The organism is Lysobacter sp. F60174L2, from assembly GCF_052547135.1.
Genome location: NZ_JBQWRA010000003.1, coordinates 284,018 through 304,951, shown reverse-complemented (window position 1 = coordinate 304,951; position 20,934 = coordinate 284,018). Strand labels below are relative to the sequence as shown.

At 68.4% G+C, this 20,934-nt stretch carries 23 protein-coding genes; 21 read left to right on the top strand and 2 right to left on the bottom strand.

Annotated features, from left to right (window positions below; all coding sequences use genetic code 11):
- The first annotated feature begins 93 nt into the window (after positions 1-93).
- The 21 genes from ACT9AS_RS10430 to rnt all read left to right on the top strand — a co-directional run bounded on the left by ACT9AS_RS10430 (position 94) and on the right by rnt (position 19,657).
- Positions 94-924 carry a type II secretion system protein N gene (locus tag ACT9AS_RS10430; protein WP_445100072.1) on the top strand — a complete coding sequence of 277 codons (831 nt, stop codon included), beginning with the start codon at positions 94-96 and terminating at the stop codon, positions 922-924.
- A complete protein-coding gene (gspD, locus tag ACT9AS_RS10425; protein WP_445100071.1) occupies positions 924-2,993 on the top strand; it encodes a type II secretion system secretin GspD in 2,070 nt (689 codons plus the stop codon). The genes ACT9AS_RS10430 and gspD overlap by 1 nt, the downstream gene beginning before the upstream one ends.
- The gene (gene gspE / locus ACT9AS_RS10420; protein ID WP_445100070.1) at positions 2,990-4,507 is read left to right on the top strand and encodes a type II secretion system ATPase GspE; all 1,518 of its coding nucleotides are present in this window, start codon (positions 2,990-2,992) and stop codon (positions 4,505-4,507) included. The genes gspD and gspE overlap by 4 nt, the downstream gene beginning before the upstream one ends.
- Entirely contained in the window at positions 4,494-5,714 is a 1,221-nt protein-coding gene (gene gspF / locus ACT9AS_RS10415; RefSeq protein WP_445100069.1) for a type II secretion system inner membrane protein GspF, read from the top strand. Before gspE ends, gspF begins: the two co-directional genes overlap by 14 nt.
- Before the next feature lie 3 nt (positions 5,715-5,717).
- Complete coding sequence (gene gspG / locus ACT9AS_RS10410) at positions 5,718-6,167, top strand: type II secretion system major pseudopilin GspG (RefSeq protein ID WP_445100068.1); 450 nt, start codon at positions 5,718-5,720, stop codon at positions 6,165-6,167.
- A gap of 3 nt (positions 6,168-6,170) precedes the next feature.
- On the top strand, positions 6,171-6,650 hold the full coding sequence (locus tag ACT9AS_RS10405) for a GspH/FimT family pseudopilin (protein ID WP_445100067.1): 480 nt from the start codon (positions 6,171-6,173) through the stop codon (positions 6,648-6,650).
- On the top strand, positions 6,637-7,011 hold the full coding sequence (gspI, locus tag ACT9AS_RS10400; RefSeq protein ID WP_445100066.1) for a type II secretion system minor pseudopilin GspI: 375 nt from the start codon (positions 6,637-6,639) through the stop codon (positions 7,009-7,011). The genes ACT9AS_RS10405 and gspI overlap by 14 nt, the downstream gene beginning before the upstream one ends.
- Positions 7,008-7,616 (top strand): type II secretion system minor pseudopilin GspJ, encoded by a 609-nt coding sequence (gene gspJ, locus ACT9AS_RS10395; protein ID WP_445100065.1) that lies wholly within the window; start codon positions 7,008-7,010, stop codon positions 7,614-7,616. Before gspI ends, gspJ begins: the two co-directional genes overlap by 4 nt.
- Positions 7,613-8,584, top strand: a complete 972-nt coding sequence (gene gspK, locus ACT9AS_RS10390; protein ID WP_445100064.1) for a type II secretion system minor pseudopilin GspK — start codon at positions 7,613-7,615, stop codon at positions 8,582-8,584. Before gspJ ends, gspK begins: the two co-directional genes overlap by 4 nt.
- A 2-nt stretch (positions 8,585-8,586) precedes the next feature.
- A complete protein-coding gene (gene gspL, locus ACT9AS_RS10385) occupies positions 8,587-9,732 on the top strand; it encodes a type II secretion system protein GspL (protein WP_445100063.1) in 1,146 nt (381 codons plus the stop codon).
- Positions 9,729-10,220 carry a type II secretion system protein GspM gene (gene gspM, locus ACT9AS_RS10380; protein WP_445100062.1) on the top strand — a complete coding sequence of 164 codons (492 nt, stop codon included), beginning with the start codon at positions 9,729-9,731 and terminating at the stop codon, positions 10,218-10,220. Before gspL ends, gspM begins: the two co-directional genes overlap by 4 nt.
- Positions 10,221-10,347: 127 nt before the next feature.
- Complete coding sequence (locus tag ACT9AS_RS10375) at positions 10,348-11,499, top strand: porin (RefSeq protein ID WP_445100061.1); 1,152 nt, start codon at positions 10,348-10,350, stop codon at positions 11,497-11,499.
- 213 nt (positions 11,500-11,712) lie between these two features.
- Entirely contained in the window at positions 11,713-12,831 is a 1,119-nt protein-coding gene (gene pstS / locus ACT9AS_RS10370; RefSeq protein ID WP_445100060.1) for a phosphate ABC transporter substrate-binding protein PstS, read from the top strand.
- A gap of 129 nt (positions 12,832-12,960) precedes the next feature.
- Positions 12,961-13,926, top strand: coding sequence for a phosphate ABC transporter permease subunit PstC (gene pstC, locus ACT9AS_RS10365; RefSeq protein ID WP_445100059.1), 966 nt, complete (start codon positions 12,961-12,963; stop codon positions 13,924-13,926).
- A 26-nt stretch (positions 13,927-13,952) separates the two neighbouring features.
- A complete protein-coding gene (gene pstA, locus ACT9AS_RS10360) occupies positions 13,953-14,828 on the top strand; it encodes a phosphate ABC transporter permease PstA (protein ID WP_445100355.1) in 876 nt (291 codons plus the stop codon).
- Positions 14,829-14,877: 49 nt separating this feature from the next.
- The gene (gene pstB / locus ACT9AS_RS10355; RefSeq protein ID WP_445100058.1) at positions 14,878-15,675 is read left to right on the top strand and encodes a phosphate ABC transporter ATP-binding protein PstB; all 798 of its coding nucleotides are present in this window, start codon (positions 14,878-14,880) and stop codon (positions 15,673-15,675) included.
- Positions 15,676-15,685: 10 nt separating this feature from the next.
- Complete coding sequence (gene phoU / locus ACT9AS_RS10350; protein WP_445100057.1) at positions 15,686-16,393, top strand: phosphate signaling complex protein PhoU; 708 nt, start codon at positions 15,686-15,688, stop codon at positions 16,391-16,393.
- A gap of 214 nt (positions 16,394-16,607) precedes the next feature.
- Positions 16,608-17,030 carry an EF-hand domain-containing protein gene (locus ACT9AS_RS10345; RefSeq protein ID WP_445100056.1) on the top strand — a complete coding sequence of 141 codons (423 nt, stop codon included), beginning with the start codon at positions 16,608-16,610 and terminating at the stop codon, positions 17,028-17,030.
- Between the two features lie 23 nt (positions 17,031-17,053).
- Positions 17,054-17,911 (top strand): HvfB family MNIO-type RiPP peptide maturase, encoded by an 858-nt coding sequence (locus ACT9AS_RS10340; protein WP_445100055.1) that lies wholly within the window; start codon positions 17,054-17,056, stop codon positions 17,909-17,911.
- Between the two features lie 70 nt (positions 17,912-17,981).
- Positions 17,982-18,821 carry an HvfC family RiPP maturation protein gene (locus ACT9AS_RS10335; protein WP_445100054.1) on the top strand — a complete coding sequence of 280 codons (840 nt, stop codon included), beginning with the start codon at positions 17,982-17,984 and terminating at the stop codon, positions 18,819-18,821.
- Positions 18,822-18,988: 167 nt separating this feature from the next.
- On the top strand, positions 18,989-19,657 hold the full coding sequence (rnt, locus tag ACT9AS_RS10330; protein ID WP_445100053.1) for a ribonuclease T: 669 nt from the start codon (positions 18,989-18,991) through the stop codon (positions 19,655-19,657).
- A 173-nt stretch (positions 19,658-19,830) separates the two neighbouring features.
- On the opposite strand, the gene ACT9AS_RS10325 is transcribed toward rnt, so the two are convergent.
- Complete coding sequence (locus ACT9AS_RS10325; protein ID WP_445100052.1) at positions 19,831-20,097, bottom strand: CBU_0592 family membrane protein; 267 nt, start codon at positions 20,095-20,097, stop codon at positions 19,831-19,833.
- A 24-nt stretch (positions 20,098-20,121) separates the two neighbouring features.
- Complete coding sequence (gene rlmB / locus ACT9AS_RS10320; protein ID WP_445100051.1) at positions 20,122-20,877, bottom strand: 23S rRNA (guanosine(2251)-2'-O)-methyltransferase RlmB; 756 nt, start codon at positions 20,875-20,877, stop codon at positions 20,122-20,124.
- Between the last annotated feature and the right edge of the window lie 57 nt (positions 20,878-20,934).

The following is a 20,934-nucleotide window of genomic DNA, read 5'->3' as shown; positions in this document are numbered from 1 at the left end:
ACGGGGTGTGTCAGTTGCAATCAAACCGTAACCGAACCGTCTCATCCTGTGCGCACGCCTGAAATATCAACGTTCCCGGCCGCTGCAGGACCAATGCATTTGCTTCCCACCCGGTTACTTCCTGACCAGCTTTCCCACTGGCGCGCCCGGCTTCCAGTCGTGGCGCAATGGGTGCTGGGGGCGTTGCTCCTGTTACAGCTCGGGCGACTGGTTTGGCTGGCGCTGGCTCCCCCAGGGCCGGTTGACACGACTGCGGAGGTTGTTGCGCATAACCTCCCGGCATCGCCAGCACTGCCCCGGGCCGACGTGTTCTTCCGTTCGGCGCGGGTGGCCGGAAGCGCAAACGACAAAGCCCTCGGCTACACCCTGTTCGGCGTGCGCAGCGACGGCGACCACGGCTCGGCGATCCTCGGCAAGGACGGTGAACAGGCGTCGTATGCGATCGGCCGCGAGGTCGCCACCGGCATCGTGCTGGAGTCGGTCGGAATCGACCATGCAGTGCTCTCCGCCAACGGTATGCGGCATCGGCTGGAGCTGCCGCCGCTTGCCACTGCCGGCGCCCCGTCAGCCGCGACGAAGCTGCCAGCCGGCAAGTCCAAGGTAGCGGCGCCGCCAGCAGTCCCGGGCGTGGCCTCGCCTCCGGGTGGGACGACCACGGCTCTGGCAACGCCGGGCCAATCCCCTTCTCCGGTCGATCCCGCGGCGAGTAATGGCGACGGCTACATGATCACCCCGGGCGTCCGCGCCGCACTGCTGCGACCGGCCGGCCTGCGACCCGGCGACGTGGTGCTGTCGGTCAACGGACGCCCGCTCGATACCGCCCGGCTGGCGGGACTGCGCAACGAACTGAAAGGCCGGAGCCAGGTGACCATCCAGTACCGGCGCGACGGCAAGACCCACACCACCACCGTGCAGGCGCCCTGATGAGCCGTCCCTTCCTCGCCACCGCGCTTGTCCTGGCGCTGGCACTGCAACCGATGCATCCGGCGATCGCGCAGGCCGCGGCCGCCGCGCCGAACGCGTTCAACGTGCGCAACGCCGACATCCGTGCCTTCATCCAGGACGTCGCCCGCGCGACCGGCACCAACTTCATCGTCGACCCGCGCGTGCAGGGCATGGTCAACTTCTCCAACGACCAGCCGATGAGCGAGTCGGAACTGCTCGGCGTGCTGCTGACGATCCTGCGCGCCAACGGTCTGATCGCGGTGCCCGCGGGCGCCGGCACCTATCGCGTGGTGCCCGACGACACCGCCGCGCAGCAGCCGCGCTCGGCCGGCGGCAGCGCGACCGGCTTTGCCACCGATATCATTCCGTTGCAGCGGGTCGATGCGCGCATCGCCGCCGAGACCATCAAGCCGCTGGTCGGCCGCGGCGGCGTGGTTATCGCCACCGCGCAGGGCAACAGCCTGCTGGTGGCCGACTACGCGGACAACCTGCGCCGGATCCGCGACTTGATCGCGCAGATCGACACCGACCGCGCCTCGATCGACACCGTCACCCTGCGCAACAGTTCGGCGCGCGAGATCGCCGCCACCGTCAACCAGCTGTTCGGCATGGGTGGCGGCGAGGGCGGCAACGCGGCGATGTCGATCCTGCCGGTACCGAGCAGCAATTCGATCGTGGTACGCGGCAGCCCCGAGGTGATCCAGCGGGTGGTGCAGATGGTGCTGGAACTCGACCGCCGCGCGGAAAGCACCGGTGACCTGAAAGTGGTGCAACTGCAGCACGCCAGCGCCGAGCAGTTGCTGCCGGTGCTGCAGCAACTCGTCGGGCAAGCCGTCGACGCGACCGGCAGCGGCACACAGGCCCAGGTCGGCACCGGCCCAACCGGTACCGGCATCGACGCCAGCCAGGGCCAGTTGATCTCGGCGGTGCCCGGCAAGCGCCCGACCCTCGTCCGCGCACCGGGCCAGAACGCGCTGATCATCAACGCCGATCCCGAAACCCAGCGCACCCTGCTGGGCGTGATCAAGCAGCTCGACGTGCGCCGCCGGCAGGTGCTGGTCGAGGCGATCGTGGTCGAGATTTCCGACGACGCCGCCAGCGAACTCGGCGCACAGATCGCGGCGGCCAACAAGGATGGCGTGCCGTTCGGGGTCAGCCAGTTCCGCAACGGTGGACCGGGCATCACCGAGCTGGCCGGCGCGGCCCTGCTCAAGGACGACGACTCCGACCTGACCGAGACCGCGCGCAACGCCGCGATGCAGTCGCTGCTCGGCCTGACCGGCGGACTGGCGGGGATCGCGGGCAGCGCCGGCGACACCCTGTTCGGACTGATCATCAACGCGGTCAAGACCGACAACGGCTCCAACCTGCTGTCGACGCCGTCGATCATGACGCTGGACAACGAGCCGGCGCGGATCCTGGTCGGCCAGGAAGTGCCGGTCACCTCCGGCGAGGTGCTGGGCGACAGCAACTCCAATCCGTTCCGCACGATCGAGCGGCAGGACGTCGGTATCCAGCTGGAAGTCACGCCGCAGATTAACGCCGGCGGCGGCATCACCCTGCAATTGCGGCAGGAAGTGTCGTCGGTCGCCGGACCGGTGTCCGCCGACTTCGACGAGCTGATCCTCAACAAGCGCGAGATCGAGACCCGGGTGCTGGTCGACGACGGCGCGATCGTCGTGCTCGGCGGCCTGCTCGACCAGGCCGAGCGCAGTTCGGTCGACAAGGTGCCGCTGCTGGGCGACATCCCGATCCTCGGCAGCCTGTTCCGCTCCAACCGCAAATCGCGCGACAAGACCAACCTGATGGTCTTCATCCGCCCGACGATTGTCGGCGGGCCGGAGGACGCCCAGCGGGTGACCGCGCCGCGTTACGACTACATGCGCAACTCGCAGCTGCGGATCGACGACGGCAAGCAGCGCGAGGCCGCGCTCGACGTGCTGGTGCGTGACTACCTGCGCGCGCATCCGCCGGTAGCACCGCCGACCGGGGCCACGTCGGCGCCGGCGGCGGTACCCACGACCACCGAAGCCCTGCCCACCCCATGAGCACCACCGCGCCGTCGTTGCCCTATGCGTTTGCCAAGCGGCACGGCGTGGTCGTGCTCGATGGCGCGGGCGAGGCGATCCAGATCGGCCTGCGCGAAGACGCCGCTGCGACCGCGCTGATCGAAGTGCGCCGCGCGCTCGGCCGGCCACTGCAGGTCGCGCGACTGCCGCACGCCGCGTTCGACCGCAAGCTGTCGGAGGTCTACGCCGACGCCGGCCTCGGCACCAGTGATGCGGTCGACCAGCTCGACATGCACGGCAGCCTCGACTCGCTGGTCGAGGACATCCCGGCGACCGCCGACCTGCTGGAAAATCAGGACGACGCGCCGATCATCCGGCTGATCAACGGCCTGATCGCCGAGGGCGCGCGGCTGGGCGCTTCCGATATCCATATCGAACCATCGGAGGCCGCGCTGCGCGTGCGCTTCCGGGTCGATGGGGTGATGCGCGAGGCGGTCAGCCTGCCGAGCCGGATCGCGCCGCTGCTGGTGTCGCGGGTCAAGGTGATGGCGCGGCTCGACATCGCCGAAAAGCGCATCCCGCAGGACGGCCGAATCTCGGTGGCGATGGGCGCCAAGGCGCTCGACGTGCGCGTCTCCACCCTGCCCGCGCGCGGCGGCGAGCGCGTGGTGCTGCGCATCCTCGACAAGGACCAGGGCACGTTGACGCTGCAGCAACTCGGCATGCCGGCCGCGGTCGAGGCCGCGTTCGGCAAGGCGTTGCACGTGCCCAACGGCATCGTGCTGGTGACCGGCCCGACCGGATCGGGCAAGACCACCACGCTGTACGCCGGGCTGGCCTCGCTCAACGACGGCAGCCGCAACATCCTCACCGTCGAGGACCCGGTCGAATACGCGATCGATGGCGTCGGCCAGACCCAGGTCAACACCAAGGTCGGGATGACCTTCGCCGCCGGCCTGCGCGCGATCCTGCGGCAGGACCCGGACGTGGTGATGGTCGGCGAAATCCGCGACCCGGAGACCGCGCAGATCGCGGTGCAGGCCAGCCTGACCGGCCACCTGGTGCTGTCGACCGTGCACACCAACGACGCCGTCGGCGCGATTACCCGATTGCGCGACATGGGGACGGAACCGTTCCTGCTGGCCTCGACCGTGCGACTGGTGCTGGCGCAGCGGCTGGTGCGGCGCCTTTGCACGCATTGCCGAGCAACGCGTCCGGTCGACGCGTTGGGCGAGCGGCTGATGGGTCGCGACTTCGACGGCGTGCTGTACCAGGCGGTCGGCTGCCCGCGCTGCAACCACACCGGGTACGCCGGGCGCATGGGCGTGTACGAGGCGATCGTGATCGACGACGAAATGCGCCGGCTGATCGGCGACAACGCCGACGAGGACACCCTCGCCCGCGCCGCGTTCGCCTGCGCCGACCGGCTCGCCGGTTCCGCGCGCGCCGCGGTCGCCAGCGGCGCGACCACGCTGGAGGAAGCATTGCGCGTGACCCGCGAGGATGACGGCCACGCAACGCCGGCCGCGGACGCCAGCCATGCCGGCGTTTGACTACGACGCGCTCGACGAGCGCGGCCGCAACCGAAGCGGCCGCCTCGATGCCACCGATCCCGGCGACGCCCGCGCACGGCTGCAGCGGCGGCGCCTGGTGCCGGTCCGGTTGGAGCCGGCGCGTGCCGGCAACGACTCCGCATCGGGCAGATCACCGGCGCGCGGCTTCGACCGCTTCACCACCAAGGACGTCGCCCTCGTAACCCGCCAGTTGGCCACGCTCGTCTCGGCCGCACCGTTGGAAGAAGCCCTGCGCACGATCGGCGCGAAGGCCGAGAAGCGCGCAGTCCGCCGGGTGTTGATGTCGACCCACGCACTGGTGCTCGAAGGCTTCCGCCTGTCCGACGCGATGGCGCGCCAGGGCAAGGCCTTCCCGCCGCTGTACCGGGCGATGGTCGCCGCCGGCGAAGGTTCCGGCGCGCTGCCCGACATCCTCGAACGCCTCGCCGACCTGCTCGAACGCGAGCAGCAGGTCCGCGGCAAGCTGGTCACCGCGCTGGTCTACCCGGCCGCCCTTGCGCTGACCGCGGTCGCGGTGGTGATCGCGCTGATGGCGTTCGTGGTGCCCAAGGTGGTCGAGCAGTTCGACTCGATGGGCCGCGAGCTGCCGATGCTGACGAAGATCGTAATCGGCATCTCCGAGCTGATGGCCAACTGGGGCCTGCTGGTGCTGGCGTTGCTCGCGTTGGCGGGCGTGGCATTCGCGCGGCTGCTGCAGCGCCCGGCGTTCCGGCTGCGCTTCGACGCGCTGGTGCTGAAGACGCCGTTGCTGGGTCGGCTGGTCCGCGATGTCCACGCCGCGCAGATGGCCCGGACCCTGTCGATCATGCTCGCCAGCGGCCTGCCGATGATGGAAGGCCTGGTGATCACCGCGCGCACCGTGCACAACCGCGTGCTGCGCGCCGCGACCGACACCATGGTCGCCTCGATCCGCGAGGGCGGCAGCCTGTCGAGCGCGATGCGCCGCGCCGCGGTGTTTCCGCCAACCCTGCTGTACATGACCGGCAGCGGCGAGAACAGCGGCCGCCTGGCGCCGATGCTAGAGCGCGCCGCGGATTACCTCGAACGCGAATTCAACACCTTCACCTCAGTCGCGATGAGCCTGCTGGAGCCGGTGATCATCGTCGTCCTCGGCGGCGTGGTCGCGGTGATCGTGCTCGCGATCCTGCTGCCGATCCTTCAGTTCAATTCCCTGGTCCTTGGTTGAGGAATGCCCATGCACACCCCGCGTATCCCACCCCGCCGCACCGCCGTTGGTTTCACGCTGGTCGAACTGATGGTGGTGATCGTCATCATCGGCCTGCTCGCCACCGTGGTGATGATCAACGTCATGCCCAGCCAAGATCGCGCGATGGTCGAGAAGGCCCGCGCCGACGTGTCGGTGCTGGAGCAGGCGGTCGAGACCTATCGGCTGGAAAACCTGGTCTACCCGCGTACCGAACATGGCCTCGACGCGTTGCTGCGCGCCCCGGCCGGCCTCGCCCGACCCGAGCGCTACCGCAAGGGCGGCTACATCCGGCGCCTGCCGACCGATCCGTGGGGCAACCCCTACCAGTACCGCCAGCCCGGCGAGCACGGCGCGTTCGACATCTATTCGTTCGGTGCCGATGGCGTGACGGGCGGTGAAGAAGACAACACCGATATCGGCAACTGGAACTGAGCCTTGTCGCGCCAGCCCACCCGCCTGCGGCGCCCGGCCCGCCTGCGCGGCTTCACTCTGGTGGAGCTGATGGTGGTGCTGGTGATCGTCGGGCTGATGGGCGTGGCGGTGGTGCTGACCGCGCCCGGCGAAGGCAACACGCTATCGCGCGAAGCCGACGCCCTCGCGGCACGACTGGTGCGCGCGCAGGAGGAGGCGATCCTGACCACCCGCGCGGTGCAGGTGGTGGTGGATGCACGCGGCTACTCGTTCCAGCGCCAGAGCTTCGGCCAATGGCAACCGCTGGATGAAGGTCCGTTCGAGCCTGTGCCGTGGGCCGAGGGCACCACCGCCGTGCTCGATGGCGCGCGCGAACAGGTCAGCTTCCGCTTCGAGCCGACCGGTGGCGGGCGCGATGAAGCGGTGCGCCTGACGCGCAACGGCCGGCAACTCCAGGTCGTCGTGGATGCCGCCGGCGAGGTCGAGGTCGATGCATCGCATTGACTGTCCCGCGCGGGGCTTCTCGCTGATCGAACTGCTGGTGGCGCTGGCGGTGTTCAGCCTGGTCGCGCTGGCGCTGTTGAACCTGGCCGGCGAGAACGCGCGCACTGCGGTGGTGATCGAGGAGCGCGTGCTGGCCGGCGTGGTCGCCGACAACCGCGCGGTGGAGGCGATGCTGGCGGCGCCGGGGCAACTCGGCGCCGATACCTCCGGCACCGGGTCCGCCGGCGACCGCGACTGGCGCTGGAGCCGCACGGTCAGTCCCACCGACATGGCGGAGATCGTGCGGGTCGACATAACCGTGACGCCCGCCACAGAGGATCGCATCGTCGCGGAAGCCAGCGTGTTCCGGAGCGCGCAATGAACGCGCGCGGTTTCACGCTGGTCGAGATGCTGGTCGCGCTGCTGGTATTCGCCCTGCTCTCGGCAGTCGGCGTCACGGTGATGGCCTACGCCGCCGACAACCAGGGCGTGGTGCAGGCGCGGATGGACCGGCTCGGCGAGTTCCAGCACGCGCGCGCCCTGCTCAAGGCCGACCTGGCGCAGGCCGCGCCGCGACGGGTGCGCGAACGCGACGGTACGCCCGCACGCAACGCCTTTGTCGGCAGCACCGCCGGGGACGGCCGGGCTATGTCCGGCGCGGCACCGCTGCTGGCGTTGGTCCGCCGCGGCTGGCCCAATCCCGACGCCGAGCCGCGCGCATCGATGCAGTACGTCGAGTACCGGCTGGTCGATGGTCAACTCGAACGCAGCGTCCGCACCGCGCTCGACGGCGCCGCGCCAGGCGTGCCGCAGGTGATGTTGGCTGGCATCGAATCGGCGAGCATCGGCTACCACTACCGCGGCCAGTGGATCGACGGCTGGCCCGGCGGAGCGTCCGCGATGCCCGACGCAGTGCGGCTGCAACTGCAACTGGAAGGCCTGGGCCGGATCGAGCAACTGTTCCTGCTGCCGGGGGCGGAGTCGTGAACCGCCAGTCGGGCGTCGCGCTGCTGACCGTGCTGCTGCTGGTCGCGGTGATGTCGGTGCTGGTGATGAGCGTGCTCGACGACATCCGCTTCGGCCTGCGCCGCGCATCCAACGCGCAGTCGATGGCGCAGGCGCAGTGGTACGCGCTCGGCGCGGAAACGCTGGCGATGGCGCAGATCGACAAGCTGTCGGCGCGCGACCCCGGCCGCACCACGCTGGCCGGGGACTGGAACGACCGGCCGCTGGTGTTCCCGATCGAACACGGCACCATCAGCGCGCGCCTGTCCGACGCCACCACCTGCTTCAACCTCAACAGCGTGGTCATGGGCGCGCCCGAGCTGTGGCAACGCAGCGACACCGGCAGCCAGCAGTTCGGCGCGCTGCTGCACGCCCTCGACGTCCCCGCGCACGAGGCCGACGCGCTGGTCGATGCACTGGTCGACTGGATCGATACCGACACCACTCCCGGCGCGTCCGGCGCCGAGGATGCGACGTACCTGTCGCGTACGCCGGTCCATCGCACCAGCGGCACGCTACTGGCCGAGCCCAGCGAGCTTCGCGCGATCGCGGGTTTCGACGACGACATCTATATCCGACTGCGCCCGCACGTCTGCGCGCTGCCGACCGACGAGCCGTCGCCGATCAACCTCAATACCCTCCAGGACGACGACGCCGTGCTGCTGTCGATGCTGACCGATGGCGCGCTCGGGCCGGACGCGGCGCATCGGCTGATCCGCGCGCGACCGCCCGGGGGCTGGCCCGACTTCGACGCCTTCTGGTCGAACCGGTTGCTGGCCGGGATCGAGCCATCGCAACCGGTACGCGAGCAGGTCTCGTTGCGGACGCGATTCTTCGCCCTGCAATCACAGATCGAGTACGCCGACGCGCAGGTCGTGGCCAGCGCACTGTTCGAGAACGACGCGGGCCACACCCGGCTGGTCGCGCACCGCCTGGCACCACTGGAATGAGCATGAAGAATCCACGCGAGCCGATCGCGATGAATCCAACCACCCGCCTGTTGCTGCTTCCGACCGCACCGGGCGCATCCGCCACCTGTCTCCAGGTCGATGGCGCCGGTCGCGTGCTTTCGCGGACAGTGATCGACCCGGCTGCACCGCCAGCCGCCACCGCCAACGAATCCCCGGCCCGGCAGATACTCGCCGTGCCCGGCAGCGAGTGCCTGTCGACCTGGCTGGACCTGCCCGCGCGCAACCCGCTGCAGGCGGTAGCGGCGGCGCGCGTACTCCTCGCCGAACAGATCGCCGGCCCGGTCGACACCCTGCATCTGGCGATCGCGCCGGCCACGAATGACGGAAACTGCCTGGTGGTCGCGGTCGAGACGGCGACCATGCGGGGCTGGCTGGACCGCGCCGCGGCATTCGGCATGACCCCCGACGCCGTGGTGCCGCTGCCGATGCTGCTGCCGATCGCGGACGCCGACGCACTGGTCACTACCGACATCGACGGCCACCGCCTGGTCCGCGGCCCGCGACTGGCCTTCGCCGCCGAGCCGACCCTGGCCGAACAGGTCATCAGCGAACAACCGCATCGCACCCTGACCTTGGAAGAAGCGGAAACCGCATTCGCCGCCAACGCACTGTCACCGCCGATCGACCTGCTGCAATACGCCTTCGCCCGCGAACCCGTCCGTCGCGAAGGCTGGCCGGCCTGGCGCCGTGCAGCGATCCTTGCCGCGGTGTTGGCGGTATCACCGCTGGTATTGCTGGCCGCGCAGATCGCCCGTTACGAAGTGGCCGCAAGCAACCTGCAGACACAGGCGAACACCCGTGCCCGCGAAGTGCTGCCCACGCTGGGTGCGGATGCCGACCCGGTGCCGCCAATCCGCGAGCACCTCGCCGGAGTGCAGGCCGGTCAGGGATTTGCCCACGCAACCGCCGCACTGCTGGCTGCCATCACGGCAACCAACGGCGCCGAGCTGGATGCCATGTCGTATTCCAACGTCGAACTTCACGCGACTTTGGTGGTGCCCGCGCCGGCCGCGCTGGAAAGCATCCGCGCCGCACTGGCAGGCAACGGGCTGGAACTTGTCGAGACCGGCCGTCGCGATGCGAACGGCCGCCACCAGTTCACCGTCACCGTGAGGCCCGCCGCATGAGCACCCTCGACAACCTCCGGCAGTGGTGGCGATCACGCGAACTCCGCGAGCAACGGATGCTGGCGGTGATGTTCGCCGCCCTCGCCGCATTCGCGCTGTGGTTCGGTGTGATCGCGCCTCTGCAGCACATGCGCGATGCGGCCCGGGACCGTCATGACAGCGCCGCCGCCGACCTGCACGAAGTCACGCAGGCGGTCGACACGATCACCGCACTGCAGGCCCGGAACCCGGGGCTGCCAACCACCGGCGATGCCTTTGCCCGCGCCATCCTCGACGCCGCGGCCAGCGCACAGGTGCCGGTCAGCCGCCAGCGCACCGGCGATGCCGGCATGCTGGAGATCGGGATCGACGCCGTGGCCGCGCCCGCGCTGCTGGGCTGGCTCGACGCGCTGATCCAGCAGCACGGCATCGCCCCGCAGGGGCTCGACATCAGTGAACGCAATGGCAGCCTGCAAGTGCAGGCCAGCTTCCGTGCGCCGCCGCCATGAGCACCCGCGTGGGGTTTGACGACGTACAAGCGCAATAATTCCGTCACGAAACTGCAGGAATGTCACATTTCCGTAATTTATCCGGCCTACCCTGCAGGCACTTCCCCAGCCGTGACACCAAACCGCAATGAAACTTCAACAAAACCGCCTCACAACGCGGACCCTCGTCGGCCTGTCGCTCGCCGCTTTGGCACCGCTATCCCACGCAGGCGTGCCGATCGACACCATCGGCGGCTCCGAAATCAGCTTCGAGGGCATGATCCAGGCCGACGGCTACTGGTACGACAACGACCTGGCCAACCTCGATGGCGACCCGGGTGACGGCAGCGACCATGACTTCCAGGTCCGTCGTGCAGAATTCGCGCTCAAGGGCAAAGGCCCGGGCAACCTCGACTGGGTGGTCGGCTACGACGGCAAGAGTGACAAATGGCTCGACGTCAACCTCGCATATGGCTTCGGCGGCGGTCACACGCTGCAGGCCGGCCAGTTCAAGCAACCCAATAGCCTGGAAGAACTGTCGTCGAGCAAGAACAACGACTTCATCTCCAAGGCGATGACCACCAACACCTTCGCGGTGTCGCGCCGACTGGGCGTGGCCTATGGCTACAGCCAGGACAACTGGGGCGTCACCGGCAGCGCGTTTGGCCGCGAACTGACCAGCGGCGGCGCCCACGGCAGCGGTTACGCGCTGCGCGGCACCTTCGCGCCGATCAAACAGGACGGCAACATCCTCCACTTCGGCCTGTCCTATACGAACCAGGACACCGACGCCGACTCCCTGCGACTGCGCACTCGTCCGCAGGCCGACCTGGCCGGGGTGCGGCTGGTCGACAGCGGCACGCTCACCGATACCGACCGCCTCGCCACCACCGGCGTCGAGGCGCTCTGGGTGCGCGGCCCGTTCAAGCTGCAGGGCGAGTACATGCATGCCGATGTCAACCGCTACGACAGTGCCGACTACGCTGCCACCGGCGCCTACCTCAGCGCGCTCTACAACCTGACCGGCGAGACCTGGAGCTACAAGAACGGCGTGCCCGGCACCGCCAAGCCGTCCGACCCGGCCCGCGGCATGTGGCAGCTCGGCCTGCGCTACGACACCATCGATCTCGACGACGGCACCATCGAAGGTGGCCAGATGGACGCGCTGACCGCCGGCGTGAACTGGTACTGGCGCAAGAACTTCAAGTTCGCGGTGAACTACGTTCAGGTCGACAGCGAGCGCCTGGGCGTCAGCGACGACCCGAACATCCTCGAAGCGCGCGCGCAGTTCTACTGGTAACCGACACACGCCTGCAACATCCGGCGGGCCCAATGTTCCCGGGCCCTCCCCGGCTCCATCTCTCTCTCCTGAACATCAGGGCGCGGCCAAGGTCGCGCCCATTTTTTTGCGTTTTGTAACAAATCCACCGAACTGTCATATCGATGTAACAAAAACATCATTTCATGGTCGCACCCGCCGGATACACCGGCATCTTTCGTCACGGAGTTCCGCATGAACACCACGCCGGCCGGCTTCAACCTCCGCACCGCCGCCCTCTCCCTCGCCGTCGCGCTGGCTGTCGCCGCGTGCGGTGGCAACGATGCAGCCCCGGCGGCCGACGCCGGTGCCAACGCCCCGGGCGCCGATGCCCCGGCCGGCGACAAGGTCGCCGCGCAGATCACCGGCGCCGGCGCGACCTTCATCTTCCCGCTGGTCTCCAAGTGGTCGGCCGACTACCACGCCGCCACCGGCAACCAGGTCAACTACCAGTCGATCGGGTCGGGCGGCGGCATCGCCCAGATCAAGGCCGGCACCGTGGACTTCGGCTCGTCCGATGCGCCGCTGTCGAGCGAGGAGCTGGCCGAAGCCGGCCTGCTGCAGTTCCCGTCGGTGATCGGCGGCGTGGTGCCGGTGGTCAACGTCAAGGGCATCGAGGCGGGCGAGTTGAAGCTCACCGGTCCGCTGCTGGCCGACATCTACCTGGGCAAGGTCAAGACCTGGAACGACCCGGCGATCGCCACGCTCAACCCGGGCGTCGAGCTGCCGTCGGGCAAGATCAACCTGGTGCAGCGCTCGGACGGTTCGGGCACCACCTTCAACTTCACCAACTACCTGACCAAGGTCAGCCCGGCGTGGAAGGACTCGGTCGGCGAAGGCAAGTCGGTGCAGTGGCCCGACGGCGTCGGCGGCAAGGGCAACGAGGGCGTGGCGTCCTACGTGCAGCAGATCGACGGCTCGATCGGCTACGTCGAGCTGGCCTACGCGCTGCAGAACAAGATGGCCTACGCGATGATGCAGAACGCCGCCGGCAACTTCGTCGCGCCGAGCGCCGAAACATTCGCCGCGGCCGCCGCGACCGCCGACTGGACCAGCGTGCAGGACTTCAACCTGGTCATCACCAACGCCCCGGGTGAGCAGGCGTGGCCGATCACCGCGACCAACTTCATCCTGATGTACGAGCAGCCGAAGGACCCGCAGCGCAGCGCCGCGGCCCGCGAGTTCTTCACCTGGGCGCTGGAGAACGGCCAGCAGCAGGCGGCTGAACTCGACTACGTGCCGCTGCCGCCGGAGCTGGTCGGTCAGATCGAGCAGTACTGGGCCGCCGAGTTCAAGGCGCCCGCCGCACAGTAACCGCGATCCGGGCCCCTCTTTCGCGCGCGGGAGAGGGGTTGGGGTGAGGGCTGCGTGCCCCGCCACCCTCATCCGCCCTTCGGGCACCTTCTCCCGCCAGCGGGAGAAGGGACAGGCCAGGCCTTACGAATGAGTGTTATCTCCCTGCCAAACGCCGTCGCCTCGCGCGACCACAAGGACGCCCGCAACGACCGGCTGTTCCGTTACGCGCTGGTCGCCACCGTGGTGTTCGTGCTGCTGGCCCTGACCGGCGCGGCGCTGTCGATGCTGTGGGGCGGGCGCCAGGCACTCGAGGCTTCGGGCCTCGACTTCTTCTTCAGCGCCGACTGGAACCCGGTCGAAAACCGCTACGGCGCGCTGGTGCCGATCTACGGCACCATCGTCACCGCGATGATCGCGATGCTGATCGCGGTCCCGGTCAGCTTCGGCATCGCCTTCTTCCTGACCGAGGTCGCACCGCGCTGGGCGCGCGGACCGGTCGGCACCGCGATCGAGCTGCTCGCGGGCATCCCCTCGATCATCTACGGCATGTGGGGCCTGTTCGTGCTGGTGCCGGTGATGACGACGTACGTCACGCCGTGGGCCAACGAGCATCTGGGCACGCTGCCGGTGATCGGCCCGCTGTTCCAGGGTCCGCCGATCGGCATCGGCATGCTCACCGCCGGCATCGTGCTGGCGATCATGGTCGTTCCATTCATTTCGTCGGTGATGCGCGAGGTGTTCCTCACCGTGCCGACGCGGCTGAAGGAATCGGCCTACGCGCTCGGCTCGACCAAATGGGAGGTCAGCTGGGACATCGTGCTGCCGTACACCCGCTCGGCGGTGATCGGCGGCATCTTCCTCGGGCTGGGCCGGGCGCTGGGCGAGACCATGGCGGTCGCGTTCGTGATCGGCAACTCGACCCGCTTCACCGCCTCACTGCTGGAACCCGGCACGACGATCGCGGCGCTGATCGCCAACGACTTCGGCGAGGCAACCGAAACCTACCGCTCGGCGCTGCTGCTGCTCGGCTTCGTGTTGTTCATCGTGACCTTCATCGTGCTGGCGATCGCGCGGCTGATGCTCGGCCACCTGTCGCGCAAGGAGGGCAACTGATGGGCGCGGTCATCACCAATACCGGCATGGACCGTCGCGCCATGCGCACCGCCGACGCACTGTATCGCCGACGCCGGATCACCAATGTCGTGTCGCTGGTGCTCGCCTGCCTCGCGGCCGGGCTCGGCCTGCTGTTCCTGGGCTGGATCCTGTGGACGCTGGTGTCCAAGGGCCTGGGCGGCATCGACGTGGCGCTGTTCACCCGGGACACGCCACCGCCGATGGCCGAGGGCGGACTGAGGAACGCATTGTTCGGCAGTGCCGTGATGTGCCTGATGGCGATCGGCATCGGCACGCCGCTGGGCATCGCCGCCGGCACCTGGCTGGCCGAGTACGGCGCGGCCAGCAGGGTCGGCACGGTCGTCCGGTTCGTCAACGACATCCTGCTGTCGGCGCCGTCGATCGTGCTCGGACTGTTCGTCTACACGCTGGTGGTGATGCAGGCCGGCGGCAACTTCTCCGCCATCGCCGGTGCGATCGCGCTGGCCTTCATCGTGCTGCCGGTGGTGTTGCGCACCACCGACGAAATGTTGCGGCTGGTGCCCTCGCAGATGCGCGAGGCGGCGCTGTCGCTGGGCGTGCCGCAGTGGAAGGTCACCGTGCAGGTGATGTACCGCTCGGCGATGCCGGGCATCGTCACCGGCATCCTGCTGGCGCTGGCCCGGATCTCCGGCGAGACCGCACCGCTGCTGTTCACCGCGTTCGGCAACCAGTACTGGAGCAGCGATGTCACCGGCCCGATGGCCAGCGTGCCGGTGGTGATGTACCAGTTCGCCGGCAGCCCGTACGAGTCGTGGCAGTCGATCGCCTGGGCCGGCGCGCTGGTACTGACCGGCTTCGTGCTGCTTATCAGCCTGGTCGCCCGCGCGATCGTTTCACGCAACCGGGTCGCGAATGACTGACATGTTTACCGACACACCGCAGCACCAATCCCGTTTCCAGACGACTGCCATGAATGATTTCGCCGCCACCGTCGCCCCTGTCGCCACCGATGCGCCGGTGAAGCTCGCCGCGCGCGGGCTCGACTTCCACTACGACCGGTTCCACGCGCTCAAGGGCATCGACCTGGATATCCCGGAGAAGCAGGTCACCGCGCTGATCGGCCCGTCGGGTTGCGGCAAGTCGACCTTGCTGCGCGTGTTCAACCGCATCTACGCGCTGTACCCGAAGTTGCGCGCCAGCGGCGAGGTGCTGCTCGACGGCGAGAACATCCTCGACCCGAAGTACCCGATGAACCGCCTGCGCAGCAAGGTCGGCATGGTGTTCCAGAAGCCGGTGCCGTTCCCGATGACGATCTTCGAGAACGTCGCCTACGGCATCCGCCACCACGAGAAGCTGTCGAAGCCGGACATGGGCATCCGCGTCGAAGAGGCGCTGCGCCAGGCCGCGCTGTGGGAGGAGGTCAAGGACAAGCTCGACCAGAGCGCGCTCGGCCTGTCCGGCGGCCAGCAACAGCGGCTGTGCATCGCCCGTGCGGTCGCGCTGAAGCCCGACGTGCTGCTGCTGGACGAGCCGACCTCGGCGCTCGACCCGATCTCGACCAGCCGCATCGAGCAACTGGTGGCCGAGCTCAAGGACGACTACACCATCGCCATCGTGACCCACAACATGCAGCAGGCCGCGCGCGTGTCGGACTACACCGCCTTCATGTACCTGGGCGACCTTGTCGAGCACGGCGCCACCGACACGATCTTCTCCAATCCTTCGGTGCAACAGACCGAGGACTACATCAGCGGCCGGTTCGGCTGAGGACGCATTGATGAACAACATTCCGCACGACCACATCGTCAAGAGCTACGACGACGAGCAGCGCCGCCTGCTCGACGAGACCCTGCGCATGGGCGAGATGGCCGCCGCGCAGCTGGAGGCCGCGCTCGACGTGGTCCAGCGCCGCGACGACAAGGCCGCCGCCCGCATCATCGACAACGACGAGGCGATCGACGCGCTGGAACAGGCGATCAGCCAGGACGTCATGAAGCTGGCCCTGCGCGGCCCGATGGCACGCGACCTGCGCGAGATCCTCGCGACCATCCGCATCGCCTCCGACATCGAGCGCATCGGCGACTACGCGGCCAACGTCGCCAAGCGTTCCACGGCATTGAACCTGGCGCCACCCCTGCCTCATGTCGGTGGCCTGCAGGTCATCGGCAAACTCGCGGCACAGCAGTTGCGCGACGTCATGGACGCCTATCGCGACAACGATGTGGAGGCCGCGCAGAAGGTCCGCGACCGTGACGCCGAGCTCGATGCGGCCTATACCTCGCTGTTCCGCGAACTGCTGACCTACATGGCCGAGGACCCGCGCAGCATCACCGGCTGCACCCACCTGCTGTTCATGGCCAAGAACATCGAGCGCATCGGCGACCACGCCACCAACATCGCCGAGAACGTCTGGTTCCTGGTCCGCGGCGAGGACAACCTGCCGCCGCGCGAGAAGCGTGACGACAGTAATACGGTGGCGCCGTAATCTCTCCCTGTGCCCGTCCATTCTTGACTTCGTTGGGGGGGGCGGCTTCTTGTAGGAGCGACGTAAGTCGCGAATTCCTCGGTGTGTCCCGGGTTCAGAGAGTCGCGACTTACGTCGCTCCTACACGGCACAACCAACCGCTCAGACCGCGCGGGGCAAACCGCGCTAGCATCGGCCCTCAACGCGGCCCGCGCCGCACCCACGGAGACAGCCGATGTCCAGCAAGCCGAACAAGCCCGCCCTTGCCACCGCCACCCTCGCCAGCGGTCTGCTGCTGGCCGGCTCCGCCTTCGCCGCCACCCCGCTCGCGCAGGGCTACATGCTCGGCGCGCAGGATGCCGCGACTGCCACCCAGGCCAAGACCCAGGAAGGCGGCTGCGGTGCCAAGAAGGCCGAAGGCAGCTGCGGCATGGACAAGATGGATACCGACAAGGACGGCAAAATCTCATCGGCCGAGTTCGGCGCCGCCCACGGTGGCGACACCAGCAAGTTCGCCGCGCATGATCCGAATGGCGACGGCTTCGTCGATGCCGCCGAGATGGACGCCCACCACGCAGCGAAGAAGGCCGACGCCGGTGCCGCCAAGGGCGACATGGAAGGCAAGTGCGGCGAGGGCAAGTGCGGCGGCTCGAAGTAACCACGTCGCGTTGAGCGTCATCCATGGCCGCGTCGTCCGCGCCCGCGCCTGACGCTGTCGGCCTCGGCCTGCGGCGGGCCCTGCTGGGTCCGCTGCGGGCGGCCACCCCGGGCAGCTTCGATTTCCTCGAAGCCGCGCCGGAAAACTGGATCGGGGTCGGCGGCGCCCTCGGCGAAGCCTTCGCAGAACTCGCCTCGCGCCACCCGATCGTCTGCCACGGCCTGTCGCTGTCGCTCGGCGGCCCCGGCCCACTCGACGAGACCTTCCTCGGCAAGCTGCGGCGCTTCCTCGACGCCCACCGCGTGCCGATCTACAGCGAGCACCTGAGCGCCTGCAGCGACGGGCACGGCCAACTCTACGACCTGATGCCGCTGCCGTTCACCGACGCCGCGGTCGAGCACGTCGCCGCCCGCATCCGCCGCACCCAGGACGCGCTGGGCCGTCGCATCGCGGTCGAGAACATCTCCTACTACGCGACCCTGCAGCCGGCCGGCATGACCGAAGTCGACTTCATCAACACCGTGCTGGAACGCGCCGACTGCGACCTGCTACTGGACGTCAACAACATCGTGGTCAACGCCACCAATCACGGCTACGACGCGCTCGAATTCCTTGGCGCGCTGCCCGGCGAGCGCATTGCCTACATCCACGTCGCCGGCCACTTCGACGAGGCCGACGACCTCAAGATCGATACCCACGGCGCCGCGGTGAGCGACCCGGTCTGGGCCTTGCTAGGCGAGGCGTATCGCCGGTTCGGTCCACGCCCGACCCTGCTTGAGCGCGACTTCAACCTGCCGCCACTGGACGAGCTGCTGGGCGAACTCGACATCGTCCGCGGCCACCTGTCCCGCGCCGGCGGCAGGCGACGCCGTGCTGCCTGAGCGCGACAGTTCCGGCGATGACGGTTTGCACCGTGACCGTCCCGGCGCAGCCACGGCGGTGGCGCCCGGTGTGAAAAGCGCGCTCGCCGACTACATCCGCGACCCTGACCACGCGTTGCCCCCCGAGGGGATCGAACCGCGCCGGCTCAAGGTCTACCAGGAACTGTTCTTCAACAACATCGAGTCAATGCTGGCCGGCAACTTCCCGGTGATCCGGCGGATATTTTCGAGCGGGCCGGAACCGGACCGCTGGACAACTCTGGTGCGCGACTTCTATCGCGAGCATCCGTCGCGTACACCATTGTTCACCGAGTTGGCGCGCGAGTTCGTGCGCTATCTGGAGGCTCGCGCGGGTCACGGCGATACCCCGCCCCGGGAGACGTCCGGCGCGCGCGTGGATCGCAACGACCCGCCATGGCTCCCGGAGCTTGCGCATTACGAGTGGGTCGAACTGGCGCTGCAGATCAGCGAAGCGCGCGCCGACGACATTCCGCACGACCCCGATGGCGACCTGCTCGACGGCCGCCCGCTGCTGTCACCGCTGGCATGGCCGCTGTCCTACAACTGGCCGGTGCACCGTATCGGCCCCGACTACCAGCCTGCTGGCGATCACCGCACCGACGCGCCCGCGAACCAACCGGACATGGCGCCGACGCCGACATTCCTGCTGGTGCAGCGTGACGCGGCCGGCAAGGTCCATTTCCAGCAGCTCAGCGCATTGACCTTCCGGCTGCTGCAGCGACTCGACCAGCACCCCGGGCTCGCCGGACGCGATCAACTCGCTGCGCTGGCGGCGGAGGCTGGCGTAAACGGTGATCAAACGTTCATCGAACAGGGCCGGGTGATGTTGCAGCAGTTGCACGTGAGCGGCGTAGTCCTGGGCACCCGGACCGACACGATGCCCTGTTGAACGCGACTCCTCCGTTGTAGGAGCGACGTAAGTCGCGACGCTCTGAACACGTGGGACATCGAGGAATTCGCGACTTACGTCGCTCCTACAAAAGGCGGGCTCCTGGAAGTGCGCTCCTGGAGGCGGTCGCCCGCAGGCCGGCCACCCCCGTCTGCTACGCTTCCCCGATGACAACCGCAGCACCCGGCGCCCCCCAGGCCGCCTCCGCCAGCCCCACCGTCTCCCCGCTCGCCACCCGCTTTCGCGGCTTCCTGCCGGTGGTGGTCGACGTCGAGACCGGCGGCTTCGACTGGAATCGCTGCGCGTTGCTGGAAATCGCGGTGCAACCGATCGACATCGACGAGAACGGCCTGCTGTTTCCCGGCGAGACCACCAACGCCCACGTCGTTCCCGCGCCCGGCCTGGACATCGACCCCAAGTCGCTGGAAATCACCGGCATCAAGCTCGACCACCCGTTCCGGCTGGCCAAGGAAGAGCGCCCGGCGCTCGACCACGTGTTCGCCCCGGTCCGCGCCGCCTGCAAGAAGCACGGTTGCCAGCGCGCGATCCTGGTCGGTCACAACGCCCACTTCGACCTCAACTTCCTCAACGCCGCGATCGCCCGCGTCGGTCACAAGCGCAACCCGTTCCACCCCTTCAGCGTGTTCGACACGGTGACGCTGGCCGGCGTCGCCTATGGCCAGACCGTTCTCGCCCGCGCGGTGCAGGCTGCCGGTTTCGAATGGGATGCCAACGAGGCGCACTCGGCGGTCTACGACACCGAGCGCACCGCCGAACTGTTCTGCAGGATCGTCAACGCGTGGCCGGCACCGACGCAGGCCGCCACGCCGCGGTAAACGCTTTTTGTAGGAGCAACGTAAGTCGCGATCGCACGGCGGAACCGGGAATCGAAGTACGTCACGTGCCGACAATCCGCGCCGATGCACTGATGCGCGCAGTACGCACCACCGGGACACCAGTGAAATCGCGACTTACGTCGCTCCTACATCCGAATCGTCGGTGAAAGGTCTCAGGTCCGGTTCCCGGGGCGATTCCGGGCCTTCATCGACCGCACGATTCCATAGGCGCTGATCGCGACCCAGGCGGCTTCGAGCAGGAACACCGACACGTTGAACTGCCCGATCAGCGACACCAGCACGCCACCTGCGCCGAGCAGGTTGAGCAACTGGTAGACCAGTCCGGTTCCGGTCAGCCGGCCGGCCTGCAGCAGGAAGAACGCGGCCAGCACCATCAGCGTGCCGGCGATGCCGATCCAGTCGTACCACTCAAGATTCATCGTGCGTCCCCTTCGGTTTGCAGGTCATTGCCGCTGGCGCACGGCCTCGAACAACGTTACGCCGGTCGCCACCGAGACGTTGAGGCTCTCCACCCCGCCGGTGGCGTCGCCGCCCGGCATCGGGATCTTGACCAACTGGTCGCAGTTCTCGCGGGTCAGCCGGCGCAGACCGTCACCCTCGCCGCCCAGCACCAGGCCGACGTTGCCGCGCAGGTCGATCGAATACAGCGATGCGTCCGCCTCGCCAGCCAGGCCGTACAGCCAGACGCCAAGCTGCTGCAGGTCGCGCATGGTGCGGGCCAGGTTGGTCACCGGCACCACCGGCACGCTGTCGGCGGCGCCGGCGGAAGTCTTGCGCACGGTCGCGTTGACCTGCACGGACTTGTCCTTGGGGATCACGACCGCGGTCGCGCCGGCGGCGGCGGCGCTGCGCAGGCAGGCGCCGAGGTTGTGCGGATCCTGCACGCCGTCCAGCAGCAGCACCAGCACGCGGCCTTCGGCGGCCTCGACCAGGCCTTGCAGCTCGTCTTCGCTCCAGGTCTTGGCCGCGGCGTAGCGCGCGACCACGCCCTGGTGGCGCAGGTTGCCGACCACGCCAGCGAGCGCCTGCTGGTTGACCCGGCGCGCGTCGATGCCGAAACGGCGGGCGTTGCTCTCGATCTCGGCCAGCCGCGGGTTCTTGGCGCCGGCCTCGATCAGGACCTCACGGACGTTGTCGGCGTCGTGTTCGATCGCGGCGGAGACGGCGTTGATGCCGGCGATCCATTGTTTCTGGCTCATGGGGCGTGGGGCGTGGAGACGGGCCGCCATTGTAGATGCGAGCCCGCTTTGATGTAG

What these genes read in the sequence shown, in the direction of transcription:
- ACT9AS_RS10430 (WP_445100072.1), top strand. Translation starts at nt 94, where the DNA reads ATGCATTTGCTTCCCACCCGGTTACTTCCTGACCAGCTTTCCCACTGG.
- gspD (WP_445100071.1), top strand. Translation starts at nt 924, where the DNA reads ATGAGCCGTCCCTTCCTCGCCACCGCGCTTGTCCTGGCGCTGGCACTG.
- gspE (WP_445100070.1), top strand. Translation starts at nt 2,990, where the DNA reads ATGAGCACCACCGCGCCGTCGTTGCCCTATGCGTTTGCCAAGCGGCAC.
- gspF (WP_445100069.1), top strand. Translation starts at nt 4,494, where the DNA reads ATGCCGGCGTTTGACTACGACGCGCTCGACGAGCGCGGCCGCAACCGA.
- gspG (WP_445100068.1), top strand. Translation starts at nt 5,718, where the DNA reads ATGCCCATGCACACCCCGCGTATCCCACCCCGCCGCACCGCCGTTGGT.
- gspI (WP_445100066.1), top strand. Translation starts at nt 6,637, where the DNA reads ATGCATCGCATTGACTGTCCCGCGCGGGGCTTCTCGCTGATCGAACTG.
- gspJ (WP_445100065.1), top strand. Translation starts at nt 7,008, where the DNA reads ATGAACGCGCGCGGTTTCACGCTGGTCGAGATGCTGGTCGCGCTGCTG.
- gspL (WP_445100063.1), top strand. Translation starts at nt 8,587, where the DNA reads ATGAAGAATCCACGCGAGCCGATCGCGATGAATCCAACCACCCGCCTG.
- gspM (WP_445100062.1), top strand. Translation starts at nt 9,729, where the DNA reads ATGAGCACCCTCGACAACCTCCGGCAGTGGTGGCGATCACGCGAACTC.
- ACT9AS_RS10375 (WP_445100061.1), top strand. Translation starts at nt 10,348, where the DNA reads ATGAAACTTCAACAAAACCGCCTCACAACGCGGACCCTCGTCGGCCTG.
- pstS (WP_445100060.1), top strand. Translation starts at nt 11,713, where the DNA reads ATGAACACCACGCCGGCCGGCTTCAACCTCCGCACCGCCGCCCTCTCC.
- pstC (WP_445100059.1), top strand. Translation starts at nt 12,961, where the DNA reads ATGAGTGTTATCTCCCTGCCAAACGCCGTCGCCTCGCGCGACCACAAG.
- pstA (WP_445100355.1), top strand. Translation starts at nt 13,953, where the DNA reads ATGGACCGTCGCGCCATGCGCACCGCCGACGCACTGTATCGCCGACGC.
- pstB (WP_445100058.1), top strand. Translation starts at nt 14,878, where the DNA reads ATGAATGATTTCGCCGCCACCGTCGCCCCTGTCGCCACCGATGCGCCG.
- phoU (WP_445100057.1), top strand. Translation starts at nt 15,686, where the DNA reads ATGAACAACATTCCGCACGACCACATCGTCAAGAGCTACGACGACGAG.
- ACT9AS_RS10345 (WP_445100056.1), top strand. Translation starts at nt 16,608, where the DNA reads ATGTCCAGCAAGCCGAACAAGCCCGCCCTTGCCACCGCCACCCTCGCC.
- ACT9AS_RS10340 (WP_445100055.1), top strand. Translation starts at nt 17,054, where the DNA reads ATGGCCGCGTCGTCCGCGCCCGCGCCTGACGCTGTCGGCCTCGGCCTG.
- rnt (WP_445100053.1), top strand. Translation starts at nt 18,989, where the DNA reads ATGACAACCGCAGCACCCGGCGCCCCCCAGGCCGCCTCCGCCAGCCCC.
- ACT9AS_RS10325 (WP_445100052.1), bottom strand. Translation starts at nt 20,097, where the DNA reads ATGAATCTTGAGTGGTACGACTGGATCGGCATCGCCGGCACGCTGATG.
- rlmB (WP_445100051.1), bottom strand. Translation starts at nt 20,877, where the DNA reads ATGAGCCAGAAACAATGGATCGCCGGCATCAACGCCGTCTCCGCCGCG.